The sequence below is a fragment of the Geodermatophilus sp. SYSU D00525 genome, assembly GCF_054050475.1.
Genome location: NZ_JBJGZK010000032.1, coordinates 24,678 through 48,089 on the forward strand (window position 1 = coordinate 24,678; position 23,412 = coordinate 48,089).

Genomic DNA, 23,412 nt, shown 5'->3' on the forward strand with positions numbered 1-23,412 from the left:
CGATGAGCACCAGCACCGCACCGACGCCCACCCGGCTGCACCACCTGGTCCGGGACTCGGCCCGGTCGCACGGGTCCTCGCCGGCCCTCAGCGCCGGGGACACGACCCTGGACTACGCGGCCCTGTGGTCCCTGGTCGAGACGGCCGGGGCCGGGCTGCGCCGGCTGGGCGTCCGGCGGGGCGACCGGGTGGCGGTCTACCTCGACAAGCGCCCGGAGACCGTGGCCGCCCTGTTCGGCACCTCGGTGGCCGCGGGCGCGCTGGTCCCGGTCAACCCGCTCCTGCGGGCCCGGCAGGTGGGGCACATCCTCGCCGACAGCGGCGCCCGCGTGCTGGTCACGACGCCGCAGCGCTACGAGCAGCTGCGCGGGGAGCTGGCCGCCACCGGCGACCTGGAGCACGTCGTCCTCGTGGGCGGCACCGCGGACGCCGATGGGCTGCCGCACGCCGTCGGCACCTGGGACGAGCTGCTGGCGGACGCGCCGGCGGCCGTCCCCGAGGGGCCGACCGTCGACGTCGACGTGGCCGCCGTCCTCTACACGTCCGGGAGCACCGGGCGGCCCAAGGGCGTGGTGCTCAGCCACCGCAACCTGCTCGTCGGGGCCGCGAGCGTCAGCGAGTACCTCGGCAACACCGCCGACGACGTCGTCCTGTCCGCGCTGCCGCTGAGCTTCGACGCCGGTTTCAGCCAGCTGACGACCGCATTCCGCGTCGGCGCCCACGTCGTGCTGCTCAACTACCTGATGCCGCAGGACGTCGTCCGGGCCTGCGTCCGGCACGGGGTCACCGGGCTGACCTGCGTGCCGCCGCTGTGGATCCAGATCGCCGCGCAGGAGTGGCCGGAGGAGGCGGGGCGGCGGCTGCGCTACTTCGCCAACACCGGCGGCCGCATGCCGCGGGCCACCCTCGACCGGCTGCGGGCGCTGTTCCCCGCGGCGCGGCCCTTCCTCATGTACGGGCTGACCGAGGCGTTCCGCTCCACCTACCTCGACCCCGCCGAGGTGGACCGGCGTCCCGACTCGATCGGCAAGGCCATCCCCAACGCGGAGATCCTCGTGCTGCGGCCCGACGGGACCGAGTGCGCCCCCGGCGAGGAGGGCGAGCTGGTGCACCGCGGCGCGCTCGTGGCGCTCGGCTACTGGAACGACCCCGAGCGCACCGCCGCCCGCTTCCGCCCGCTGCCGGGCGGGGCGCCCGGGCTGGCCGCGCCCGAGCTCGCCGTCTTCTCCGGCGACGCCGTGGTCCGCGACGAGGAGGGCTTCCTCTACTTCGTCGGCCGCAAGGACGAGATGATCAAGACGTCGGGCTACCGGGTGAGCCCCACGGAGATCGAGGAGGTCGCGTACGGCACCGGCCTCGTCCGCGACGCGGTGGCCCTCGGCGTGGACGACGCGACGCTGGGCCAGGCGGTGGTCCTCGTGGTCAGCCTCGTCCCCGGCATGCAGGACGAGGGGCAGGGGCTGATGAGCGCCCTCAAGCGCGAGCTGCCGCTGTACATGGTCCCGCGCCGGATCGTCGTCCGCGACGAGCTGCCCCGCTCCCCCAACGGCAAGTTCGACCGCGCCCTGCTGCGCGAGGAGGTCACGGCGTGAGCGGCCTGGACACCATCCGGTCCTTCGGCACGGTCGACGGCGAGCTGGCGGTCGGCGGCATCCCGGTCAGCCGGCTGGCCGAGCGGGTCGGCAGCACCCCGTTCTTCGCCTACGACCGCCGGCTGCTGACCGAGCGGGTGGCGCTGCTGCGCGCGACCCTCCCGCCCGCGCTGCAGCTGAGCTACGCGGTGAAGGCCAACCCGATGCCGGCCGTGGTGCAGCACCTGGCCGGGCTCGTCGACTCCCTCGACGTGGCCTCGGCCCTGGAGATGCGCACCGCGCTCGACACGCCGGTCCCCCCGTCGCACGTGAGCTTCGCGGGGCCGGGCAAGACCGACGCCGAGCTGGCCCAGGCGGTGGCCGCCGGGGTCACCGTGGAGATGGAGTCGGCCGGCGAGGCGCAGCGGCTGCTGGCCGCCGGGGAGCGGCTGGGCATCCGGCCGCGGGCCGCGATCCGGGTCAACCCCGACTTCGCGGTCAAGGGCTCGGGCATGCGGATGGGCGGGGGCCCGCAGCAGTTCGGCGTCGACGCCGAGATGGTGCCGTTGCTGGTCAAGGAGCTCGCCGACCGCGACGTCGACCTGCTGGGCTTCCACGTCTTCGGGGGGTCGCAGAACCTCAACGCCGACATCCTGTGCGAGACCCAGCGCCGGACCGTCGAGCTCGTCCTCCGCCTGGCCGAGTCGGTGCCGACCCCGGTCCGGTACCTCAACCTGGGCGGCGGCTTCGGCATCCCGTACTTCCCCAAGGACCGGGCGCTGGACCTCGCCGCGATCGGCGCCAACCTGCACGAGCTGCTCGACGGCCCGGTCCGCGAGCACCTGCCGGAGGCGCGCACCGTCGTGGAGCTCGGCCGGTTCATCGTCGGCGAGTGCGGCGTGTACGTGACCCGCGTGGTCGACACCAAGGAGTCCCGCGGGAAGCGGTACCACGTCGTCGACGGCGGGATGCACCACCAGCTGGCCGCCTCCGGGAACTTCGGCCAGGTGATCCGGCGCAACTACCCGCTGGCCGTCGGCAACCGGATGGACGACGAGGCGCTCGGCACGGCCACCGTCGTCGGCTGCCTGTGCACGCCGCTGGACCTGCTCGGCGACGACGTGTCGATCCCGGAGCGCACCGGCGTCGGTGACCTCGTCGTCGTCTTCCAGGCCGGCGCCTACGGCCTCACCGCCAGCCCCACCGCCTTCCTCGGCCACCCCGCGGCGGCCGAGGTGCTCGTCTAGCCCGTCCCCCGGGTTCGTCCCACGAGAAGGAGACCGATGAACGACACGTCCACCGACCTCGCCGAGGTCCGCGAGGTCCTGGTCCAGACCCTGGGCATCGAGGACCGCGCCGGCTCGCTGACCGCCGACACCGAGCTGTTCGGCAGCCTGCCGGAGCTGGACTCCATGGCCGTCGTCGAGCTGGTCGCGGCACTGGAGGACCGGTTCGGCCTCGAGGTCGACGACACCGAGCTGACCGGCGACGTCTTCGAGACCCTGGGCAGCCTGACCGAGTTCGTCGCCGCCCGGCGTTCCTGACCCGGACCGGCCGGGCCCGGGGTGCTCCCCCGGGCCCGGCCGTCGTCGGTCAGGCCCGCGCCGGCGACTCCCCGGCGACGGCCGCGGCGTCCGGGACCGGCGCGCCGTCGTCCGCGGTGGAGCGCGCGGCGTGCCGGCGCACCCACCGGAAGACCAGCAGCGCGTAGACGGCGGTCCCGCAGAGGCCGCCGGCGGCCAGCGCCAGCCACGACGACGAGAACTGGCCGCTCACCAGCCAGGCCACGGCCCCGGCGGGCACGGCGGCCAGCAGCGGCGGCCAGACGTTGCCCAGTACCGTCGACACCCGCCCGCCGGCCGCGCGGACGGCGACCAGGTAGACCGGCGCCACCAGCAGCACGCCGACCACGACGTGCGCCCAGCCGGCGCCGGCGAGCCCGCCCCACCGCACGCCGAGCACCATGGCCGGCACCAGCGTCACGATCCACCACACCTGGACCAGCAGGACCGGGCGGGCGGCGCCGCGGGCGACCAGGAAGGTGGCCAGGACGTCGAGGACCACCCGCAGCGCACCGAAGGCGGCCAGCCCGGCGAGCGCGTCCGCGGACGGCGTCCAGCGCGCGCCGTAGAGGGACACGACCACCGGCACCGCGAGGACGACGAGCATCGCGCCCGCCAGGCCCGCGACCGCGGCGGAGAGCCCGACGGCACGCCCGAGCGCCGCCCCGTCGTCGTCCTGCCGCCGGGCGAACGCGGGCAGGGTCACCGTCCGGATGGCCTGCCCGATCACGGTCATCGGCCAGGACGAGACGTTGAACGCCAGCACGTAGAAGCCGAGCGCGACCTCGCCCGACGTCCGCGCCACCACCACGTTGTCGACGCTGAGCAGCGCCCAGGACAGCAGGTTCGCCGCCGCCAGCGGGGCACCGAAGCGCAGCGCGCTCCCGGCGACGTCGCGGTCGAAGCCCAGCCGGAACCGGGTGCGGGTGAGGACGAACTGCAGCGTCGTGCCCACGAACTGGCCGGCCAGCCGCGACCAGGCCAGGGCCATCGGGCCCATGCCCATGAGGATCAGGCCGATCGTGACGACGGTGCTGACGCCGAAGTTGGACAGGTCGCAGACGAACGCCTTCGACTGCTGGAACTCGCGCACCAGCCGGGCGCCGGGCACCACGCCGGCGCCGCTGATGACCAGCGTGCAGGCCAGCACGACGATCACCGGCGCGGCCGCGGCGCTGCCCAGCGCGGTGGCCACCGGCACCGCCGTGGCCGCCATGAGCCCGGCGAGCAGGACCGAGCTGGCCAGGCTGATCGTGGCGACCGTGGGGGCGCGGCGGTCGGGGTCCTCGGCGCGCACCAGGTCGGGGGCCATGCCGAGGTCGGCGAGGGTGACCAGCACCGTCTGCACGGTCAGCGCCACCGCGAAGACACCGAAGGCCTCCGGGGACAGCAGCCGCGCGACGACGATGCCGATGAGCAGGTTCCCGGCGCGCAGCACGAGGCTGTTGAGCGTCCCCCACGCCACGCCGCGGCGGACCTGGCCCTCGAGGGCGGGGGCGCCGTCGGCCGGGGCGGTGGTCACCGGCCCGCTCCTGCCGCCACGCGCACCGCCTCTCGGCGGTCGGCCCAGCCCTGCAGGCGCGGCGAGGCCTCCACCGCCTGGAACTTCGCCAGCCGCACCGCGGGCCGGGCCAGCCGCCGCGCGACCTCGGCGCGGGTGAGCCGCCGCGCGAGGGCGCCGCGGTAGACCTCCTCCTGGCGGGCCGCGGCGGCGGTCAGGGAGAACCGGTCGGTGACCAGTCGGCGTCCCAGGGCGCCGAGCGGCACCAGCTGTGCGGGGTCGTCGAGCAGGTCGTCGAGGACCCGCTCGAGCAGCGCCGCGCCGTCGCCCTGCCCGTGGCCGTACCAGCCCTGCTCGAGGAACTCCGGCACGGTCTCCGGGGTGAGCAGCCGCCAGTACCCGTTGCTGCCCTGCACCACCAGCGGCTTGCCGAAGGCCATCCCCTTCATCGCGGAGCTGCCCATGCCGAGCACCACGTCCGCGGCGTCGTAGGCCGGCCGCGGGTCGACCAGCCCGCCGGCCACGACCACCGGCGGCCGGTCGGCACCGGCGTCGGCCGCGGCGGCGTTGACCTCCGCGGCGCGGCTCTCGACGTCGCCCGCGGCCGGGCCCTCGCCGACGACGAGCAGCCGCACGCGCCGGCGCCGGGACAACCGGCCGACGGCCGTGATCGCCTCCAGGACGCCGGCCGCCTTGTCCAGGTCCGCGCTCATCCGGCAGACGACGGCCAGCAGCACCTCGTCGTCGGCGACGCCGAACCGCCGGCGGGCGCCCGCCCGGTCGGGGCCGGGGGCGTTGAGGTCGGTGTCGATCGGCGGCTCGATGAGGTGCACCTCCCGGTGCCGCGTGCGCGCCTCGTCGGCGAGCTCGCGGGTGCCGACGACCAGCGGGAAGTGCCGTGGCAGCACGCGGGAGACGTACATCGACAGGACGGTGACCACCATCGGCACGCCCAGCCGCAGGTGCGGGCCGTAGGCGAGGTCCAGGGCCGGCCCCCACTCGTAGCCGTGCACCAGGTCGATGCGCCGGTCCCGCACCAGGCGGCACAGCTCGTTCATCGTCCGCACCGACGGCCAGGAGTTCTCGACCGGGGCGCGGTGGTACTCCAGGCCCAGCTCCCGCACCCGGTCGACGAGCACGCCGTCGGGGGCGAACACCAGCACCTCGTGGCCGTCGGCCTGCGCCCGGGCGGCCAGCTCGACGGCGGTGAGCTGGCTGCCGCCGATCTCCATGAGGTGCGGGTGCACGAGCAGCCTCATCCCGCCGCTCCCGTCGCGACGACCTCACGGAGCTCCCCCGCGGCGAGGACGTGGGGGCGCCCGCAGGCGGTGCAGGTCAGGTCCTCGGGCAGCCGCTCGCCGCAGGAGCAGACCCACCCGCGCCGGCGGGCCGGGTTGCCGGCGACGAAGGCGTGCGCCGGCACGTCCCGCGTGACCACCGACCCGGCGGCGGCGAAGGCGTGCCGGCCGATCCGGGTCCCGCAGACGACGACGGTGCCGGCGCCGAGGGTGACGCCGTCCTCCACGATCGTGGGCAGCAGCGCCTCCGGGCCCTTCTTGACGTGCGCCCGCGGCCGCAGGTCGTTGGTGAACACGACGTTCGGGCCGAGGAAGACGTCGTCGCCCACCTCGACGCCGTCGAAGACGAGCACCGCGTTCTTCACGGTGACCCGGTCGCCGAGCCGCGCGCCGCCCTCCACGAATGCGTGGTCGCAGATGTTGCAGTCGGCGCCGACGCGGGCGCCGGGCAGCACGTGCGCCCACGCCCACACCCGGGTGCCCGGCCCGACGTCGTCGCTCTCGCACAGGCCCAGCGGGTGCACCCGCACCCCGGCCGGGGGCTCCCGGTCAGCCACGGCGCGCGGCGACCGCGGCCGCCAGGGTCTCGGCGACGCGCAGCTGCTGGTCGGCGGTGATGCCCGGGTACAGCGGCAGGGAGAGGATCTCGCCGGCCGCCCGCTCGGTGACCGGGAAGTCCTCGGGACGGACCCCGGCGCCGGCGAGGGCGCCGGTGCGGGCCACCGGCACCGGGTAGTGGATCCCGGCCCCGACGCCGGCCGCGTTGAGCTCGGCGAGGACGGCGTCGCGGTCGGCCACCCGCACCACGTAGAGGTGCCAGACGTGCTCGTTGCCCGGGGCGACCCGGGGCACCCGCACGCCCGGGACGTCGGACAGCAGCTCGGCGTAGCGCTCGGCCGCCTCCACCCGCTCGGCGTTCCACTCGGTCAGCCGGCGCAGCTTGGCGCGCAGGACGACGGCCTGCAGGGTGTCCAGGCGGGAGTTGAAGCCCAGAACCGGGTGCTGGTACTTGACCTCGCTGCCGTGGTTGGCCAGCAGCCGCACGGCACGGGCCACCTCGGGGTCGTCGGTGGTCACCGCGCCGGCGTCGCCGAACGCCCCGAGGTTCTTGCCCGGGTAGAAGCTGGTGCCCGCGGCGTGGCCCCACCCGCCCATCGGCACCCCCTGGTGGGTGGCGCCCTGCGACTGCGCGGCGTCCTCGACCACGAGCAGGCCGTGGCGCTCGGCGACCTCCCGCACCCGGGCCATCGGGGCCATCTGCCCGAACAGGTGCACCGGCACCACGGCGCGGCAGCGGGCGGCGACCTGCTCGAGCGCGTCCGGGTCGAGGAGCAGGTGCTCGTCGTCGACGTCGACCGGCACCGGCCGCGCACCCGCGCGCAGCACCGCCTCGGCGGTGGCGACGAAGGTGTTGGCCGGCAGCGCGACGGCGTCGCCCTCGCCGACGCCGACGGCGCGGAGCGCGAACTCCAGCGCGTCGGTGCCGTTGCCGACGCCGACGCAGTGCGCGCGACCGGTGTACGAGGCGAACTCCTCCTCGAACGCGGCGACGTCGGGACCGCCGATGAAGGCGGTGGCGGCCAGGACGCGGGCGAAGCCCTCGGCGACCTCCCCGGCGATCCGGTCGCGCTGGATGCCGAGGTCGACGAGCGGCACGGCCGCTGCCGGGGCGACGGTGGTCACGGGACAGCCTCCTCGAGGTGGGGGTGGACAGCAGAGCTGGGGAGCGGGCGGGCGGGGTTGCCGGCCCAGACCTCACCGGGTGGGACGTCGCGGACCACGACGGCACCCATGCCGACGACCGCGCCGGCGCCGATGCGCCGTCCCTCGCGGACGAGCGCCCCGGAACCGAGGTAGGCGGCCTCCCCGACGGTGACCCCGCCGGCCAGCCGGACCCCGGCGCCGAAGGTGACCGCGTCGCCGACCTCGTCCTCGTGGGTCAGGACGACGTGCGGCATGACCACGGCGTGCCGGCCGAGCCGGACGGCGGCGGTGAGCACGACGCCGGCGTGCAGGACGCTGCCCGGGCCGACGACGCTGTCGAGGGAGACGCTGGCCAGCGGGTGGACGACCGTGGCCCACGCCTCGTCGGGGAGGCCGAGCCGCGCCACCAGCCGGCGCCGGGAGTCCGGGGCGCCGGGGTTGCCGACGCAGGCGACCACCGCGGCACCGCGCGCGACGTGGGCGGCGGCGTCGTCGGTCGGCCCGGTGACCGGCACCCCGCCGACGGCGGTGCCGTGCCGGCGCGGGTCGTCGTCGAGCACGCAGGTGGGGGTGTAGCTCTCCCCGCCGGGGCCGCTGGCCGGGTGCGCGAGCAGCAGCTGGACGGTCTCCCGGGCGAAGCCCCCGGAGCCGAGCACCACCAGCGGCCGCGGAGCGCCGCTCACCGCAGCAGCACGTCGCGCAGCACCGCGACCACGCGGTCCTGGTCGACCTCGGTCATCTGGTGGAACAGCGGCAGGATCAGGCTCTGCGCGGTCAGGTGCTCGGTGACCGGGAGGCTCACCCGCGGCCGGTCCGCGTAGGCGGGCTCGAGGTGGGCGGCCATGATCCCGCGCCGGCAGGTGATCCCGGCGCGGGACAGGGTCTCGAGCAGGGCGTCGCGCGTGGTCGGTGCGCCCTCGGGCAGCACGATCCAGAACGACTGGTAGTTGGTCCGGCCCCAGGGCGGGTCGGTGACGGTGCGCAGGCCCGGGACGTCGGCCAGCAGCGCCTGGTACCGGGCGGCCAGCTCCCGCCGGCGGGCCACCATCGCCGGGAGGCGGGTCAGCTGCACCAGCCCGATCGCCGCCTGGACGTCGGTCATGCGGAAGTTGAAGCCCGGCTCGAGGTACTGCTCGGGCGCGACGATCCCGCCGGCGTGCCGCTCGGCGGCGCTCACGCTCATCCCGTGCTCGCGCAGCCGGCGGGCGCGTGCCGCCCACTCCGGGCGCCGCGTCACGAGCATGCCGCCCTCGCCCGTCGTCACCACCTTGCGGGGGTGGAAGGAGAAGGCGCCCAGGTCCACGTCGGCGCCGACCGGCCGGCCGTAGAGGGTGCTGCCGATCGCGCAGGCGGCGTCCTCGACGACCGGGATGCCGAGCGGGTCGAACAGCCGGTGGACCGCCTCCGTGTCGGCCGGGACGCCGGCTTGGTGGACGACGACCACCGCGCGGGTGCGCGGGGTGAGGACCGCCTCGACCGTCTCCGCGGTGAGGTTGCCGGTGACCGGGTCGACGTCGGCGAACACCGGGTCGGCCCCGACGTACCGGGCGGCGTTGGCGGTGGCGATGAAGGAGAACGAGGGGACGACGACCTCGTCGCCGCGCCCCACCCCGAGCAGGTGCAGCGCGAGGTGCAGGCCGGTGGTGCAGTTGCTGACCGCCACGCCCTCGGCCACCTGGACCCGCCGGGCGAACTCCTCCTCGAAGGCGCGCACCCGGGGGCCCTGGGCCACCCAGCCCGACGCGACGGCCTCCGCGGCGGCCGCCGCCTCCTCGTCCCCGAGCCAGGGCCGCATCACCGGGATGGGAGGCAGGCCGGTCACGGGCGGTGTCAGGGCGGTCATGCGTGCTGCTCCTCGTCGGGGCGGCCCTGCGACGCGGCCGGCGGGGCCGGGCGCGCGGGGGCCGGGAGGTGGATCCGGTCGTGCCGCAGGGTCACCGCGGCGGCTCCACGGGCACCGCGCGCCCGTGCTCGCGCAGGCTCTGGCTGGCCGCCTCGAGCAGGCGCAGCACCCGCAGCCCGGCCCGCCCGTCGGTGAGCGGCGGCCGGCGCTCGGTGATCGCGGCGGCGAACTCGCCCATCATCACGCGCAGGGCCTCGCGCTCCTGCAGCGCCGGCGCGACCATGTCGCCGATCCGGTAGGAGACCCGCGTCTGGTTGCGGGCCTCGACGCCGAGCGTGCTCGGGTCGCGGGTCTCGACGCTGCGGTCGTAGACCGCCAGCCGCTGGGCCGGGTTGAGGTCGTCCCAGACGACGGTGCGCCGGGAGCCGCCGACGATGAACGTGCGGATCTTCGTGGGCGACAGCCAGTTCACGTGCACGTGTGCGAGGGCGCCGTTGGACAGCTCGATCGCCAGGTGCGCGACGCAGACCTGCCCGCAGTCCAGCGGGTCCGACCCCCGCGCGGCGACGCTGACCGGGACGACGCCCTCGGGCAGCAGCGAGTCGAGGATGGACAGGTCGTGCGGGGCGAGGTCCCAGATGACGTCGACGTCGGCCTGGACCAGGCCGAGGTTGATCCGCACCGAGTCCAGGTACTGGAGGGTGCCGAGCTCGCCGCCGTGCAGCAGCTCGCGCAGGTGGCTGACCGCCGGGGTGTAGCAGTAGGTGTGGTCGAGCATGAGGACCAGCCCGGCGTCCTCGGCGGTCTGCACGAGCTTCGCGCCGTCGGCGTACGTGGCCGCCAGCGGCTTCTCGACCAGGACGTGCTTGCCGGCGGCCAGCGCCGCCATCGCGATGCCCAGGTGGGTCCCGGCGGGGGTCGCGACCGCCACGGCGTCCACCGCGGGGTCGGACAGCACCTCGTCGAGGTCCGGCGTGGCCCGCACGGTGCTGTAGTCGCCGAGCACCTGGCGGGCCCGCGCGACGTCGAGGTCGCAGAGGTACTCCAGCCGCATCGCCGGGGTGGCCTGGGCGTTGCGCACCAGGTTGGGCCCCCAGTAGCCGGCGCCGATGACGGCGATGCCGATCCGATCGCTCACGTGCTCCCCCGTCGCTGCGTGGTGTGGTTCCTCGTCGTCCCGTGCACCGCCCGGGGCAGTGTGTCCTCTCGCGCGCCCGGTGTGACCGGCTTCGCGCGCGGCATCCCCCGGTGTGGCGACACGACCGGCTCGCGGACGCTCACCCGACCGTCACCAGCCAGGTCACCGGCGAGGCCAGGACGTTGCCGGCGCGGTCCCGGGCGGCGACCACCGACACCGTGTATCCGGCGCCCGGGGTCAGGGCCGCCTCCGGCTCCAGCCGGGCGACCAGGGTGACCGGGTCGTACACGGTGCGGGCCGGCACCGGCGCGCCGTCGGGCCCGGTCAGCACCATCTCGACGCCGGTCACGTCCTCGGAGAACAGCGCGGTCGGGGCGCTGCCGGCCGGGGCGGCGCCCTCCGGTCCCCGGGCGGTGACGACGGGCGCCACGGTGTCGCCGCCCTCCGGCGCGGCCGTGGTGACCACGACGTCCACCCAGGGGTTCGCCCCGGCCACGGACTGCGTCGGGAAGGCGCCCGGCGGGCCGGTGAGGCCGTTCGGCCGCTCGCCGTCGGCCGGCGCGGTCAGCGGTCCCGAGGACCGTGCCGCGGTCAGGCCCTCCGGCGTCGCCGACCACCGGCCCTCCGGCGCGGTGTAGCTCACGACGTACTCGCGGCCCGCGGCCAGCGGCACGGGGCTGCCCAGCTCCGCCACCTGCCAGCCGTCCGCGGTCTCGTCGGTGAAGGTCACCGAGGCCAGCCGCTGGCCGGTGTCGGACCAGAGGCTGCCGACGTGCGTCCCGGTGGCCCCGGCGCCCTTGGCGAAGCGCAGTGCGGTCACCCAGGTGTCGGTCGAGGAGGTGAACCGCATGCCCACCTCGGCCGGCGTCGCGTCGTCGACCGCCTCGGCCGGCGGGGTGTCGTCCGCGGTGAAGACCGAGACGGTCTGCGGCTCCGCGGGGGCGTCGGCCGCGGGTGTCCCCGGGGCCGACGGAGCCGGAGTCGACGGAGCCGGAGTCGTCGGAGCCGTGGTCGTCGGCGCCGTGGTCGTCGGCGCCGTGGTCGTCGGCGCCGGGGACGTCGGCGCCGGGGACGTGGACGGAGCCGTGGACGTGGTGGTCGGGGCCGTGGACGACGGCGCCGAGGACGTCGAGGCGGGCGCCGGGCTCGTCGGGGCCTCCGCCGGCGTGGCGGTCCCCGTGTCCGCGACCCGGGTGGCCGTCGCGTCCGGCGCGGGCGCGGCGTCCTCGACCGCGGCGGCCAGCGTCACGCTCGCCGCGGACGTCCCGGCCGGCAGCTGGGTCACGAAGACGACGTCGACCCAGTAGTTCGTGGTCGACCCCTGGTTCGGGAAGCGCGCGCTCCCGTAGGCGTAGACGCCGTTGGGCGAGCCGCTGGTCGCGGCCGGGGCGTGCAGCGGTCCCCGGTCGATCCCGGAGGTGGCGAACCCGTTGTACGTGTAGGAGTACCGCCCCACCTGGGTGGAGTAGGCGGCGGTGTAGACCTGCCCGGCGAAGACCTGCACCGGCCGGTCGAGGACCACCTGCTGCCACCCGGTGGCGCTCTCCGAGCGGAAGACGGCCGAGGCCAGCGGGCTGCCGTCGGCGGCCCACAGCGACCCGGTGTGGGTGCCGGTGTTGCCCGCGCCCTTGTAGAAGCGCAGGGCGGTGACCCAGCCGTCGACGTCGCTGGTGAAGCGCACCCCCAGCGTGACCGCGGCGGTGTCGCTCGCGGCCGCGACCGCGGGCGTCTCCCCCAGCCCGAACAGCGAGCACGGGCAGGCGGAGGGGTTGGTCGTCGCCGTCGTGAAGGTGAGCGTGTACGGCGCCGCCAGGGCGTTGCCGGCCCGGTCGCGGACCCCGCTGAGGACCGCGCGGACCTCGGCGCCCGCGGGGAGCGGCGCGGCCGGCGTGAAGACCAGCGTCGTCGCGTCGGGCGCGGAGACGGTGCCGGCGACGGCGGCGCCGCCCGCGGTGACCGCGACGCCCGCCGAGGCCGCGTCCACCGCCTCGTCGAACCGGAACTCGATCGGCGAGCCGGTCGCGACGCCGGTGTAGCCCTGCCCCGGCGAGGTGGCGCTGACCGCCGGCGGCGTGGTGTCGGCCGGTGCGGCGGTCGCGAACACGACGTCGACCCAGTAGTTGGTGGCCTGCCACGAGTTCTCCGGGAACACCCCGCCGTCGCCGTAGGCGTAGACCCCGTTGAGCGCGCCGGCGGTGCTCTGCAGCGCGTGCAGCGGCGGGTTGTCGCGGCCGCGGTCGGTGAACGTCCCGGTGTCGGCGGCGTAGCGGCCGTTGGGCGCGTGGTACGAGGCGACGTACGTCGTCCCGGCCGTGACCGGGACCGGCGTCCGGAAGGTCAGCTGCTGCCAGCCGCTCGCCGTCTCGTCGGAGAAGGACCCCGACGCCAGCACCCGGCCGTCCGCGGACCACAGGGTGCCGGTGTGCGTGCCGGTGTTGCCCGTGCCCTTGTAGAAGCGGACGCCGGTGATCCACCCGTCGACGTCGGAGCGGATCCGCACGCCGAGCTCGACGGCCGAGGTGTCGGACACCGCCGGCGTCGCGGGCACGGCGTCGCCGAACACGGTGCAGGGGCAGGAGCCGTTCCCGGCGGTGGTGAACCGCCAGGTGTGGGCCGACATGGTGTTGCCGGCCCGGTCCTTCGCCCCGGTGACGCTGACGGTGTAGGTCGCGCCCGCCGCGAGCGCCGCGGTGGGCGTGAAGACCACCCCGCGGCCGGTGTCGGTCGCGGCGACGGTGCCGGCGACCGCTCCCCCGCCGTCCCGGGTGACGGTCATCGTGGCCGAGCCGGCCTGGACCGGCTCCGTGAACGTGATCGACGGGCGGACGTCGACGGAGACGGACGTCGCGGCGGCGCCGGGCGTCGTCCCCTCCACGGCCGGCGGCGTGGTGTCCTGCGCCGGCACGAACACCGCGTCGACCCAGTAGTTGGCCGAACCGCGCTGCGTCGGGAAGGTGCGCGCCCCGTAGGAGTAGACGCCGTTGCCCCCGCCGTCGCCGTCGGCGAGCGCGGTGAGCGGTCCCGAGGTCACGGCGGTCGCCAGGCCGCCCGCGGTCATGGAGTAGCCGCCGGTGTCGGTGTGGTACGAGACGACCAGCGTCGTCCCGGCCGTGACCGTCACCGGCTGGCTGAAGGAGACCTGCTGCCACCCGCTGGTCGTCTCGGGGCCGAACGTCGCGCGTGCGAGCTCCTGGCCGGTGGCCGACCACAGCGTCCCGACGTGCGTGCCGGTGTTCTGCGGCCCCTTGTAGAAGCGGATGCCGGTGATCGTCCCGTCGACGGCGACGCGGATCCGCGTGCCGACCTCGACCCCGGCGGTGTCGGCGGCGGAGAGCACCGCCGGCACCGCGGTGTCGTCCCACACGCTGCACGGGCAGACGCCGGGTGTGGCCGGCGCCCTCATCGTGGTGAAGGTCCAGGTCAGCGGGCTCGCGAGCGGGTTCCCCGAGACGTCCCGCGCGGCGGTCACCGAGACGGTGTGCGCCGTCCCGGCGGCCAGCTGCCCGGTCGGGGTGAAACGGGCGCGGCGGGTGCCGGGGTCGTAGGAGACCGAGCCGGGCACCGCGGCGCCGTCGGCACCGGTCACCGTCATGACGATGCTGGCCGGCTGCACGGGCTCGGAGAAGACGGCCTCCGGCGTCACGGTGCGGGCCACGCTGCTGCTCCCGGCCGCCGGCGACCCGACCGTGGCGGTCGGGGCCGAGCCGTCCGCGGGCGGCTGGGTCTGGAAGACGACGTCGACCCAGTAGTTGCTGCCGGCCCACGAGTCCTGCGGGAACCCGGGCGAGCCGGTGCGGTACACGCCGTTGGGCGCGGCAGCGGTGCTCGCCGGCGCGACCAGGGGCTCGTTGGAGACGCCCCGGGTGGTGAAGTAGTCGCCGGTGACCGCGTAGCGCCCCGCGGGGGCGTAGTACGAGGCCACGTAGGACTGCCCGGCGAAGACCGGCTCCGGCGTGGGGAGGACCAGCGTCTGCCACCCGGTGGCCGACTCGCTGCCGAAGCTGCCGGTGGCGAGCGGCTGGCCGGCCGCCGACCACAGGGTGCCGGTGTGGGTGCCGGTGTTGCCGGGGCCCTTGTAGAAGCGGATGCCGGTCACGTAGCCGTCGACCGTGGGCTGGAACCGGACGCCGACCTCGACCGGGGTCGGGTCGTCGGCCGCGGGCACCGACGGCGTCGTCGCGGTGGACCACAGGCTGCACGGGCAGGTCCGCTGCCCGACGGTCGAGTCGTAGCCGACCGGCGTCGACAGCCGCGCGCTGTCGTCGACCGCGCGGACGCGCACGCTCAGCGGTCCCGACGCCGGTGGGGTGTACGTGTAGCTCCAGTTCGCCCGGCCCTCCGCCGGGTGCCAGGTGGTGCCCCCGTCGACGGACACCTCGACGCCGCTCACCACGCCGGCGGCGTCGGTGGCGGTCCCGGCGATGGTCAGCGGGGTGCCGACGACGGCGCCGGTGGCCGGGGAGGTCACCGTGACCACCGGCGGGGCGGTGTCGGTGGTGCGGCTCGCCGGCACCAGGTCGCCCGCCGGCGTGACCGGCTGGACCCCCATGTCGGCGAACAGGTTGACGGTGGCCTGCCGCATCGGGGTGTTGGCCACCGCGTGGCCGCCGTCGTGGGTGTCGTCGAGCCCCCACGACCACTGCACGGTCCCGGCGCCGAACACCAGCGCACCGCTGGGTGCCCACCGGTACAGCGTGAGGGCGTGCGACGCCCTCCCCGGCGCGTAGGACACCCCGTAGTCGTCCTGCAGGACGTCGGGCTCGACGACGTCCACCGTCGTCGAGGAGAGCTTGGCCAGCCCGGCGGGCCGGTGGCCGTTGTCGAAGTCCGCGTCCCACTCGTAGCCCAGCGTCCCCGGGCCGAAGGTGTAGGTCCCGCCGGCCGGCTGGCGGGCGACGTCGGTGTTGCGCCACAGCCGTGCCCGGCCGAACTCGGCGGGGACGCTGATCGCGTCGGTGCGCCGGCCGTACTCGCCGTTGACCTTGAACTGCTGCCCGATGAGCGCGTTCTCGGGCGTCACGCCGGTGGCGAAGCGCGGGTCGCGCCAGGTGCCCGTCCACTCCCCCGTCGGGTCGGTGCGGGCGCCGTCGAGGCTCTCCTTGTACGAGACCATCGTCCGGTGGGCGTCGCGGCTGCCGGTGATCGACGGCTCCCAGCGGACCTTCCACCACATCTCGTTGCCGCTGAAGAAGGCGAGGTTGGTGCCCGCGTTGCGGGCGGCCTCGACGGCGCTGCGCTGGGCGCCGGACCAGTACTCGTCGTGGCCGACCGACAGGAACAGCCGGTGGTTGGCGAGCAGGGCGCCGCGCCGGTCGGCGTCGACGCCGGCGACGTAGGAGACGTCGTACCCGTTCTGCTCGAGGAACCGGATCATCGGGTACTCGGCGTACATGAGCCGGCCGGTGGTCACGTTCGGGTTCAGCGGCCGGTTGTAGCTGACCGCGTAGGCGCGTCCGGCCCTCCCGGGCCCGTTGCCGTCGTAGAGGCTGGCCCCGCCCCAGTTGTTGTAGGCGGCCCAGGTGGTGTCCGAGGTCTGCAGGACGACGTCGGACCGGGAGGCGTCGTCGCGGACGACGAAGGTGATCTGGTTCTCCGCGCCGGTGACCGCCCGCAGGTTGGCGACGTACACCCCGGACACGGCGCCGGTGGGCACCTGCCAGCTGGCCGACACGGTCCAGTTGCCGCAGTCGACCATGCCGGTCGCGGCGTTGCGGGCGCACTCCGGCTGCGCCGGGGGCGGCAGGGTGTTCGGCGTCAGCGTGGTGACGTAGCGCCCGCCGTCGCCGCCGTACCAGCCCAGCCGGTAGACGTCGATCGAGTACGAGCGGGCGGTCGTCCGGACCTTGAAGTCCACCCGGCCGCCGACGTTCGTGCTGATGTCGGTGGTGAAGCCCTCGATGCTCGTGTCGGGGCTGACCTGCCAGTCCGTCGTCCCCTGCAGGGTGTTCTCGCACGCCACCCGGCTCACGACGGGCGTGGCGCACGGGTCCGCGGCGCGGGCCGGGGTGGCGGAGAGGTTGACCGCCAGCACGGAGGCGGCCAGGACCACCAGGCAGACCAGCCCCCGCCGGAGGAGGCCGGCCGGCGTCCCGTTCGCCATCAGTAGGCCCCGTCCGCACGCACCACCGCGGAGAACGTCTTCCAGAGGATCAGGACGTCGAGGGCCAGCGACCAGTTCTCGACGTAGCGGAGGTCCAGCCGCACGGCCTCCTCCCAGGTCAGGTCGCTGCGGCCGGAGACCTGCCACAGGCCGGTGAGACCCGGCTTGACCAGCAGCCGGCGGCGGACCTGGTCGTCGTACAGGGCGACCTCACCGGGGAGGGGCGGCCGGGGTCCGACGAGGGACATCTGGCCGCCGACGACGTTGAGCAGCTGGGGCAGCTCGTCGAGCGACAGGCGCCGCAGCACCCGGCCGACGCGGGTGACGCGGGGGTCGTCGGCGACCTTGAACAGCAGCCCGTCGGCGTTCTGGTTGCGGTCGGCCAGCGCGGAGCGCCGCGCGTCGGCGTCGGTCACCATCGTGCGGAACTTGAGCATCGTGAACGGCCGGCCGTCGAGGCCGATGCGCCGCTGGCGGAACAGCACCGGACCGGGCCCGTCCAGCCGGATGGCCAGGGCGACGGCGAGCAGGACGGGCAGGACCGTGAGCAGCAGCAGGACGGCGACCGACCGGTCCATGGCGGCCTTGACCAGGCGCTTGGGGCCGGTGAACGCGGGCTCCTCGACGTGCACCAGGGGCAGGCCGATGAAGGGGCGCATGTGCATCCGCGGCCCGGCGATCTCCATGAGGCCCGGGGCCACGAGCAGCTCCACGCCCGAGCCCTCCAGTTCCCAGGACAGCCGGCGCAGGTAGACCGCGGCCGTCTCGCTGGAGCTGGTGACCGCGACGGCGTCGGCCCCCAGCCTGCGGACGGCCGCCGTCACCTCCGCCAGGTCCCCGGCGACCGCGACGCCCTCGGCCCGCAGCAGCTCCGCGCGCTGGGGGTCGGGGACGCAGGCGCCGACGACGTCCATGCCGCAGTTGCGGTCCCGGCGCAGCTGGCGGACCAGGTCGAGGACCGCCCGCTCCCGGCCCACCGCGACCACCGTGCGCAGGCACCGCCCGCGGGCGCGCAGCGCGTGCAGGCGGCGGCGCAGCAGGTGGCGGCCGAGGAGGCTGGCGAGGACGGCGGCCGGGACGGCGATGACCACCATGCCCCGGGACAGCTCGAGCGCCCCGGCGTAGGAGACCAGCGCGATGCCCGCCAGCAGGACGACGCCGGCCCGGAAGACGCTGCGGAACTCCTCGTTGCCGTTGCCCAGGTCGCCGACGGCGTAGCCGCCGGTCACGAACACGAGAGCGGCCCAGCCCAACGGCAGCAGCACGAGCGCCGCCGCCATCGTGGGCCCGACGTCGGTGCCGAAGCGGACGACCTGGGCGGTCACCCCGGCGAGGGCCGCGGCGAGCACGTCGGCGACGACGGCGGCGACGACGTACCAGCTCATCCACCGGCGCAGCGGGCGGCGGCCGCGGTCACCCCGTCCCGGGGACCCGCCGGCCTCCCGGCGCCCCGGGGAGAGCCCGAGGGCGGGCCGGCCGGGGCGCGCCCGGTCGTCGTCGAGCAAGCCGTCGTTCCCCATGAGCATCGCCCGGCCCCCCGTCGACCCATCAGCCGGAGCGCACCGGGCAGGTGGCTCCTCGTGCCATGCCTCACCCGCGAGCGCCCGGGGCGCCGGCTGGGGGAGGCCGCGTCAAGCAACCAGAGGGTGGTGACTCTGCGCAACCCTCTTGCGCACGGTGCCGCAGGAAGTCGCTGTTCAGTGGAGTGGCAGTGGCCAACTAAATGCGGAGAGTAGCGACGCGAGGGTGAGTCGCGGACACGGCTGTGACCCCGCGGCCGGAGGTCCCCCGGCCGCGGGGTCCGCGGTGCCGCGCGCCCGCGGGGCGCGGTCAGGCGGTCGCGGGCACCACCCAGTTGCGGTCCTCGATCCGCGTGAGCATCTCCTCGGGCGACTCCGGCCGGGCACGGAACCACTCCACGAGCTCGGTGATGCCCTGCTCGAACGACACCGCGGGACGGAAGCCGGTCAGCTCCTCCACCAGCCGGGCGTCCACCACCAGGCGCAGCACGTCCCCGGGGCGGGGCTCGAGGTGCTCCGGCGTGAGCCCGGGGACCCCCACCGCCGCGGTGACGACCTCGCACAGCCGGTTGATCGTGATCTCCCGGCCGGTCCCGAGGTTCACCGTCCGCCCCACGGCGGCGTCGGTCTCGGCGAGGGTCGCGAGGCCCGCGGCGGTGTCGGTCACGTGCATGAAGTCGCGGGTCTGCTCGCCGTCCCCGAACACCAGGGGCGGCAGCCCGCACAGCGCCCGGACGATGGTGCGCGGGATGACCTCGCCGCTGTCGCCCTCGAAGTGGCTGCGCGGGCCGAAGGTGTTGAAGGGCCGGGCCACGACGGTGGGCATCCCGTGGGTGCGGAACATCGCCCGCGCGTACGCCTCGCCGGCCAGCTTGCTGGCGCCGTAGACCGTCTCGGGCCAGGTCGGGTGCGTCTCGTCCATCGGGGCGTACTGCGCGGTGCCGAAGACCTCGCTGGAACTCACGTGCACGAAGCGCCCGACGGCCTCGGCCCGGGCCAGCTCGAGCAGCTGGAGGGTCCCCTCCGCGTTCACCCGGTGGTTCTCGAAGGGGTCGTGCAGGCTGTGCCGCACGCCCAGGCAGGCCAGGTGGAAGACGACGTCGACGCCGTCGAGCGCCGCGGCGACGGCCGGCTCGTCCCGGATGTCGGTGACGTCGACCGCCAGCCGGGGGTCGTCGGCGAGGTGCGCCAGGTTGTCCAGGGTGCCGTTGCGCAGGTCGTCGAGCACCCGCACCTGGCCGACGCCGCGCCGGAGCAGCAGCTCCTCGACCAGGTGGCTGCCGATGAATCCGGCGCCGCCGGTCACGACGACCCTCGTTCCGTCCAGTGTGCTCATCGCTCTCCTCGGGAGGTGGTGCTCGGTCCGGTGGCGCACGCCGGCGGTCGCCGTCGTCCGCCCGTCCCCCGCCGGCCGGCCGGGGACGGATGTTCGGTCGTGGTGGCCGGGTGCACTAGCCCCCACCCACCACGGAGGGGGAGGACGCGTCGGGGACGAGGAGGACCGGCTGCCCGCCGTCGACGTCGGCCACCCACACGTCGAAGTCGACCGAGGAGGCCACGCCCTTGCCGACGGAGTAGAGGACCCGCCCGTCGTCGAGCCAGGTGACCTGGTCGTCCACGATCCGCCCCTCGGTGAGCGGGGTGCGCCCGCCGGAGGCGAGGTCGAGGGCGACGAAGTGGTCGTTGCGCGACTCGGGGTCCTGCTCCTTGAGGACGACGGTCGTCCCGTCCGCCGAGACCGACGGGCACGCGCCGTTCTCCGCCGCCACCGTCAGGGTCCGGGTGGTCACGTCGCCGCGGACCAGGTACCGCTCACCGCCGGTCCCCATCGTGGCGTAGAAGGCCGGGCCGTCGCCCACGAAGGAGACGCCCCAGAAGTTGCGGTCCTCCGCCGTCACGGCGACGCCGTCGCGCAGCGTCGTCCAGGTCTCCAGGTTGCCCAGCGACGTCCGGCCGGCCATCTCGGTGATGACGGTCTCGGTCGAGAACTGCGCGTCGGTGTACGCGTGCCCGGTGACGAACACCGTCGACGCCGCGTAGGAGCCGCCGCTGGACATGCGGGCCCGGCTCGGGATGCCGCCGAGGTCCTGCGTGCCGACCTCCGTGAGGTCCCCGTCGAGGAGGACCGCCCGGTACGTCGTCACGAGCCCCGGCACCTCCTGCAGGCAGATGGCCCCGCGCTCGACCGCGGAGATCCGCTCGCAGGACAGGTCGAGCACGGCCCGGGGACCGTCCGGGTCGGACAGCGGCACGAGCGCGACCTGCCCGTACGAGGGGCCGGGCTCGGTGGTGCGGACCACGAGGTGCGGCACGGCCAGCACGTCCTCGACGGCCAGCCGGGCCCGCGCCGCCTCGTCGGCCGCGGCGGCGGCAGCGGCCGCGTCGTCGGCTCGCCGCTGCACGACGAGGTAGGCGACGAGGGCGCCGATGCACAGCACCGCCACCGCGGCGACGACGCCGATGCGGCGCCGGGACACCGGTGGCGGGGCCGGGGGCCGGCCGCGCGGCGGGGCGGACGTCCTGCGCTCAGGCACCGGCGTCCCCTCCCCCGGCCGGGACGCGCTCGACGCCCCGCAGCAGCCGCCAGACCACGGGGACGGCGAGGGCGAGGGCCACGGTGAACGCCGCCATCGCCGTCTGCTGGTCCCACGCGGTCCACAGCAGCCCGAACAGGACGGCGGACAGCAGGCGGCCGCCGGCGACCGCCGTCTGCACCGCGGCGATGCCCGACGTGCGCAGGTCCGGGGGGCTGAGCTCGGCGGCCAGCGCGGACACGACGCCGTCGGTGGCCGCGTAGTAGACGCCGAGGCCGGCGAGGACGACGGCGGTCAGCCCGGCGCGGGCCCCGACCCCGAGCAGCAGGGCCGCGTAGGCCACCAGCAGGGCGACGTGCCCGCCGACGAGGACGGGCACCCGGCCCACGCGGTCGGCCAGCCGGCCCATCGGGACGGCGAGCACCAGGTACACGAGCGCGGTCCCGACGAACAGCAGGGGGAAGTACCGCGCGCTCACGGCACCGTGCTCGCGCAGCAGGAGGTAGAGGAACCCGTCGCTGACGGTCAGCAGGCCCAGGAACCCGCCGGTGACCACCACCCGCCGCAGCGACCGGCCGGTGAGCAGCCGGCCGAGGCTGCGCCACCCCGGCGGCGGGGTGCCCACGGCGGCCGGGCGCTCGCGGACGAACCCGACCAGGACCGCCACGCCGAGCACCGCGACGACGAAGCTGGCGAGGAAGACGCTGTCGTAGTCGCCGGGCAGGTACAGCAGGAGCGCGAAGGCGACCAGCGGCCCGAGCAGCGCGCCGACGGTGTCCATCGCGCGGTGCACCCCGAAGGCGCGGCCGAGCAGGTCCGGCGGTGCCGCCGCGGCGATGAGCGCGTCCCGCGGCGCGGTCCGCAGCCCCTTGCCCGTCCGGTCGACGGCGAGCACGGCACCGATCGCGGCCGCCCCGCTGACCACCAGGAGCCCGACCTTGCAGACCGCCGAGAGCCCGTACCCGGCCAGGGCGGTGGCCCGCGGACGGCGGGTCCGGTCCGCGGCGAACGCCGCCGCGACGCGGACGAGGACGGAGACCCCCTGGTAGAGCCCGTCGAGGACGCCGAAGGCCAGCGGCGTGAGCCCGAGCGCCAGCGTCAGGTAGACGGGCAGCACCGCGGACACCATCTCGGAGGAGACGTCGGTGAGCAGGCTGACGGTGCCCAGCGCGACGACGGTCCCGCCGACCCGGGTCCGTGTCCCGGACCTGGGCCGGCCGCGGGACGGCCCGGTGCGCGGGACGTCTCGGACGCTCGCGTACATGTTCTCCCTCAGGACGGGGGCGGTCCCGCCGTCACTTCCAGTCGACGTCGGTGCGGATGACCTTGGCCGGGACGCCGCCCACGAGGGTCCGGGGCGGCACGTCCCGGGTCACGAGCGCACCACCGGCGACGACCGCGCCGTCCCCGATGGTCACCCCCGGCATGATCATGGCCCGGCTGGCGATCCAGACGTGGTCGCCGATGACGATCGGTCCGGGGCCGGACCCGCCGGCGATCCAGTGGTCGTCGCTGTCGCGCATGCTGACGCCGAAGCCGATGAAGCAGTCCCGGCCGATGGTGATGGCGTTCGAGCAGAACAGCTGCAGCCCGTAGTTGGCCCCGCCGCCGGTGCCCAGGGTGAGCTCGGCGCCGTTGTCGACCCAGATCTGGAAGTCGGTCCCGACGACGAACGTCCCCTCGACGCGGATGCGGCCGCCGCTGCGGACGACCAGCTGCGACGGGTAGGGCCGGCCCTTGTCGTGCCGGAACCCCAGGTCCAGGTACTCCCCCACCTCGATGGCCGCGCCCGGTTCGCGGGTCAGCCGGGCGAGCCGGCGCACGCGGGTCCGCGGTGCTCCGTGCAGCCGCCCCCGGACCTCGGCCAGCCGCGTCAGCACGTGCCTCAGCTCCATGGCGGGCGACTATGGCAGCAGATCCGGCTCTTGTGGGTCCGGATGCGCGCCGCAGTCGCACGACCACCCCCTGGTGTGACCGCTGGTGGTGGTGGCCGTGGGGCAGGTGGTGGCGCTGGGACCACCCGAGGACCTACCGTTCGCCCGCTCCCCCCCTTTCCTGCAGGTCACCAGCGAGGAGTTCGGCGTGCGTCTGTCGGTCATCGGCTGCGGCTACCTCGGGGCCGTGCACGCGGCCTCGATGGCCGAGCTCGGTCACGAGGTGGTCGGCATCGACGTCGACGAGCGCAAGGTCGCCGCGCTGGGTGCGGGTCGGGCGCCGTTCTACGAGCCCGGCTTCGAGGAGCTGCTCGGCGTCACGCTGGCCTCCGGGCGGCTGCGGTTCAGCACCGACGTCGCCGACGCGGCCGGTGCCCGGGTGCACTTCCTGTGCGTCGGCACCCCGCAGAAGCACGGCGAGTACGCCGCGGACCTGCGGTTCGTGCAGGCCGCCGCGGAGGCGCTGCTGCAGGTGGTGCAGCCGGGGGACCTGGTGGTGGGCAAGTCCACGGTCCCGGTGGGGACCGCGGCCGGGCTCGCCGCCCTGTTCGGTGAGAAGGTGCCCGGGGTGCTGCTGGCGTGGAACCCGGAGTTCCTGCGGGAGGGGTTCGCCGTGGCCGACACCCTGCGGCCGGACCGGCTGGTCTACGGCCTGCCCGCCGACGGCGCCGGGCAGATCGCCGAGGCCCTGCTCGACGAGGTCTACG

16 protein-coding genes and 1 pseudogene are annotated in these 23,412 nt (G+C 75.5%); 4 read left to right on the forward strand and 13 right to left on the reverse strand.

Going from position 1 to position 23,412, the window contains the following annotated elements; translation table 11 throughout:
• The first annotated feature begins 2 nt into the window (after positions 1-2).
• The 3 genes from ACI796_RS20390 to ACI796_RS20400 are packed head-to-tail and all read left to right on the forward strand — an operon-like array spanning position 3 to position 3,115.
• Positions 3-1,592 carry an acyl-CoA ligase (AMP-forming), exosortase A system-associated gene (locus ACI796_RS20390; protein WP_456943043.1) on the forward strand — a complete coding sequence of 530 codons (1,590 nt, stop codon included), beginning with the start codon at positions 3-5 and terminating at the stop codon, positions 1,590-1,592.
• Entirely contained in the window at positions 1,589-2,818 is a 1,230-nt protein-coding gene (locus tag ACI796_RS20395) for a pyridoxal-dependent decarboxylase, exosortase A system-associated (protein ID WP_456943044.1), read from the forward strand. Before ACI796_RS20390 ends, ACI796_RS20395 begins: the two co-directional genes overlap by 4 nt.
• A gap of 36 nt (positions 2,819-2,854) precedes the next feature.
• The gene (locus tag ACI796_RS20400; protein WP_456943045.1) at positions 2,855-3,115 is read left to right on the forward strand and encodes an acyl carrier protein; all 261 of its coding nucleotides are present in this window, start codon (positions 2,855-2,857) and stop codon (positions 3,113-3,115) included.
• Positions 3,116-3,164: 49 nt separating this feature from the next.
• Here the strand turns inward: ACI796_RS20400 and ACI796_RS20405 are convergent, their stop codons facing one another.
• From ACI796_RS20405 to ACI796_RS20465, 13 genes are all read right to left on the reverse strand, one after another.
• Positions 3,165-4,655 carry an oligosaccharide flippase family protein gene (locus tag ACI796_RS20405; protein ID WP_456943046.1) on the reverse strand — a complete coding sequence of 497 codons (1,491 nt, stop codon included), beginning with the start codon at positions 4,653-4,655 and terminating at the stop codon, positions 3,165-3,167.
• On the reverse strand, positions 4,652-5,893 hold the full coding sequence (locus ACI796_RS20410) for a glycosyltransferase (RefSeq protein ID WP_456943047.1): 1,242 nt from the start codon (positions 5,891-5,893) through the stop codon (positions 4,652-4,654). The genes ACI796_RS20405 and ACI796_RS20410 overlap by 4 nt, the downstream gene beginning before the upstream one ends.
• Complete coding sequence (locus ACI796_RS20415; RefSeq protein ID WP_456943048.1) at positions 5,890-6,489, reverse strand: acyltransferase; 600 nt, start codon at positions 6,487-6,489, stop codon at positions 5,890-5,892. The genes ACI796_RS20410 and ACI796_RS20415 overlap by 4 nt, the downstream gene beginning before the upstream one ends.
• Positions 6,482-7,615 (reverse strand): DegT/DnrJ/EryC1/StrS family aminotransferase, encoded by a 1,134-nt coding sequence (locus ACI796_RS20420; RefSeq protein ID WP_456943049.1) that lies wholly within the window; start codon positions 7,613-7,615, stop codon positions 6,482-6,484. The genes ACI796_RS20415 and ACI796_RS20420 overlap by 8 nt, the downstream gene beginning before the upstream one ends.
• On the reverse strand, positions 7,612-8,319 hold the full coding sequence (locus ACI796_RS20425) for a NeuD/PglB/VioB family sugar acetyltransferase (RefSeq protein WP_456943050.1): 708 nt from the start codon (positions 8,317-8,319) through the stop codon (positions 7,612-7,614). Before ACI796_RS20425 ends, ACI796_RS20420 begins: the two co-directional genes overlap by 4 nt.
• A complete protein-coding gene (locus ACI796_RS20430) occupies positions 8,316-9,479 on the reverse strand; it encodes a DegT/DnrJ/EryC1/StrS family aminotransferase (RefSeq protein ID WP_456943051.1) in 1,164 nt (387 codons plus the stop codon). Before ACI796_RS20430 ends, ACI796_RS20425 begins: the two co-directional genes overlap by 4 nt.
• Before the next feature lie 91 nt (positions 9,480-9,570).
• The gene (locus ACI796_RS20435; RefSeq protein ID WP_456943052.1) at positions 9,571-10,617 is read right to left on the reverse strand and encodes a Gfo/Idh/MocA family protein; all 1,047 of its coding nucleotides are present in this window, start codon (positions 10,615-10,617) and stop codon (positions 9,571-9,573) included.
• A gap of 139 nt (positions 10,618-10,756) precedes the next feature.
• Positions 10,757-16,717: a DUF4082 domain-containing protein gene (locus ACI796_RS20440; RefSeq protein WP_456943053.1), complete on the reverse strand. Its 5,961-nt coding sequence runs from the start codon at positions 16,715-16,717 to the stop codon at positions 10,757-10,759.
• Positions 16,717-18,237, reverse strand: a complete 1,521-nt coding sequence (locus ACI796_RS20445; RefSeq protein ID WP_456943054.1) for a sugar transferase — start codon at positions 18,235-18,237, stop codon at positions 16,717-16,719. Before ACI796_RS20445 ends, ACI796_RS20440 begins: the two co-directional genes overlap by 1 nt.
• A 310-nt stretch (positions 18,238-18,547) precedes the next feature.
• Positions 18,548-19,573: a dTDP-glucose 4,6-dehydratase gene (locus tag ACI796_RS20450; RefSeq protein WP_456943055.1), complete on the reverse strand. Its 1,026-nt coding sequence runs from the start codon at positions 19,571-19,573 to the stop codon at positions 18,548-18,550.
• A 115-nt stretch (positions 19,574-19,688) separates the two neighbouring features.
• Entirely contained in the window at positions 19,689-20,771 is a 1,083-nt protein-coding gene (locus tag ACI796_RS20455) for a TolB family protein (RefSeq protein ID WP_456943056.1), read from the reverse strand.
• Positions 20,764-22,035, reverse strand: a complete 1,272-nt coding sequence (locus tag ACI796_RS20460; protein ID WP_456943057.1) for an MFS transporter — start codon at positions 22,033-22,035, stop codon at positions 20,764-20,766. Before ACI796_RS20460 ends, ACI796_RS20455 begins: the two co-directional genes overlap by 8 nt.
• 31 nt (positions 22,036-22,066) lie before the next feature.
• Complete coding sequence (locus ACI796_RS20465; protein WP_456943058.1) at positions 22,067-22,666, reverse strand: acyltransferase; 600 nt, start codon at positions 22,664-22,666, stop codon at positions 22,067-22,069.
• A gap of 187 nt (positions 22,667-22,853) precedes the next feature.
• Between ACI796_RS20465 and ACI796_RS20470 the strand changes: the two are divergent.
• Positions 22,854-23,412: pseudogene (locus ACI796_RS20470) on the forward strand (UDP-glucose 6-dehydrogenase); the annotation flags it as partial.

Bases quoted from the DNA above. Each gene is read 5' to 3' on its own strand.
- ACI796_RS20400 (WP_456943045.1), top strand. From the start codon at position 2,855: ATGAACGACACGTCCACCGACCTCGCCGAGGTCCGCGAGGTCCTGGTC.
- ACI796_RS20450 (WP_456943055.1), bottom strand. From the start codon at position 19,573: ATGAGCACACTGGACGGAACGAGGGTCGTCGTGACCGGCGGCGCCGGA.
- ACI796_RS20445 (WP_456943054.1), bottom strand. From the start codon at position 18,237: ATGGGGAACGACGGCTTGCTCGACGACGACCGGGCGCGCCCCGGCCGG.
- ACI796_RS20390 (WP_456943043.1), top strand. From the start codon at position 3: ATGAGCACCAGCACCGCACCGACGCCCACCCGGCTGCACCACCTGGTC.
- ACI796_RS20410 (WP_456943047.1), bottom strand. From the start codon at position 5,893: ATGAGGCTGCTCGTGCACCCGCACCTCATGGAGATCGGCGGCAGCCAG.
- ACI796_RS20465 (WP_456943058.1), bottom strand. From the start codon at position 22,666: ATGGAGCTGAGGCACGTGCTGACGCGGCTGGCCGAGGTCCGGGGGCGG.
- ACI796_RS20430 (WP_456943051.1), bottom strand. From the start codon at position 9,479: ATGACCGCCCTGACACCGCCCGTGACCGGCCTGCCTCCCATCCCGGTG.
- ACI796_RS20460 (WP_456943057.1), bottom strand. From the start codon at position 22,035: ATGTACGCGAGCGTCCGAGACGTCCCGCGCACCGGGCCGTCCCGCGGC.
- ACI796_RS20440 (WP_456943053.1), bottom strand. From the start codon at position 16,717: ATGGCGAACGGGACGCCGGCCGGCCTCCTCCGGCGGGGGCTGGTCTGC.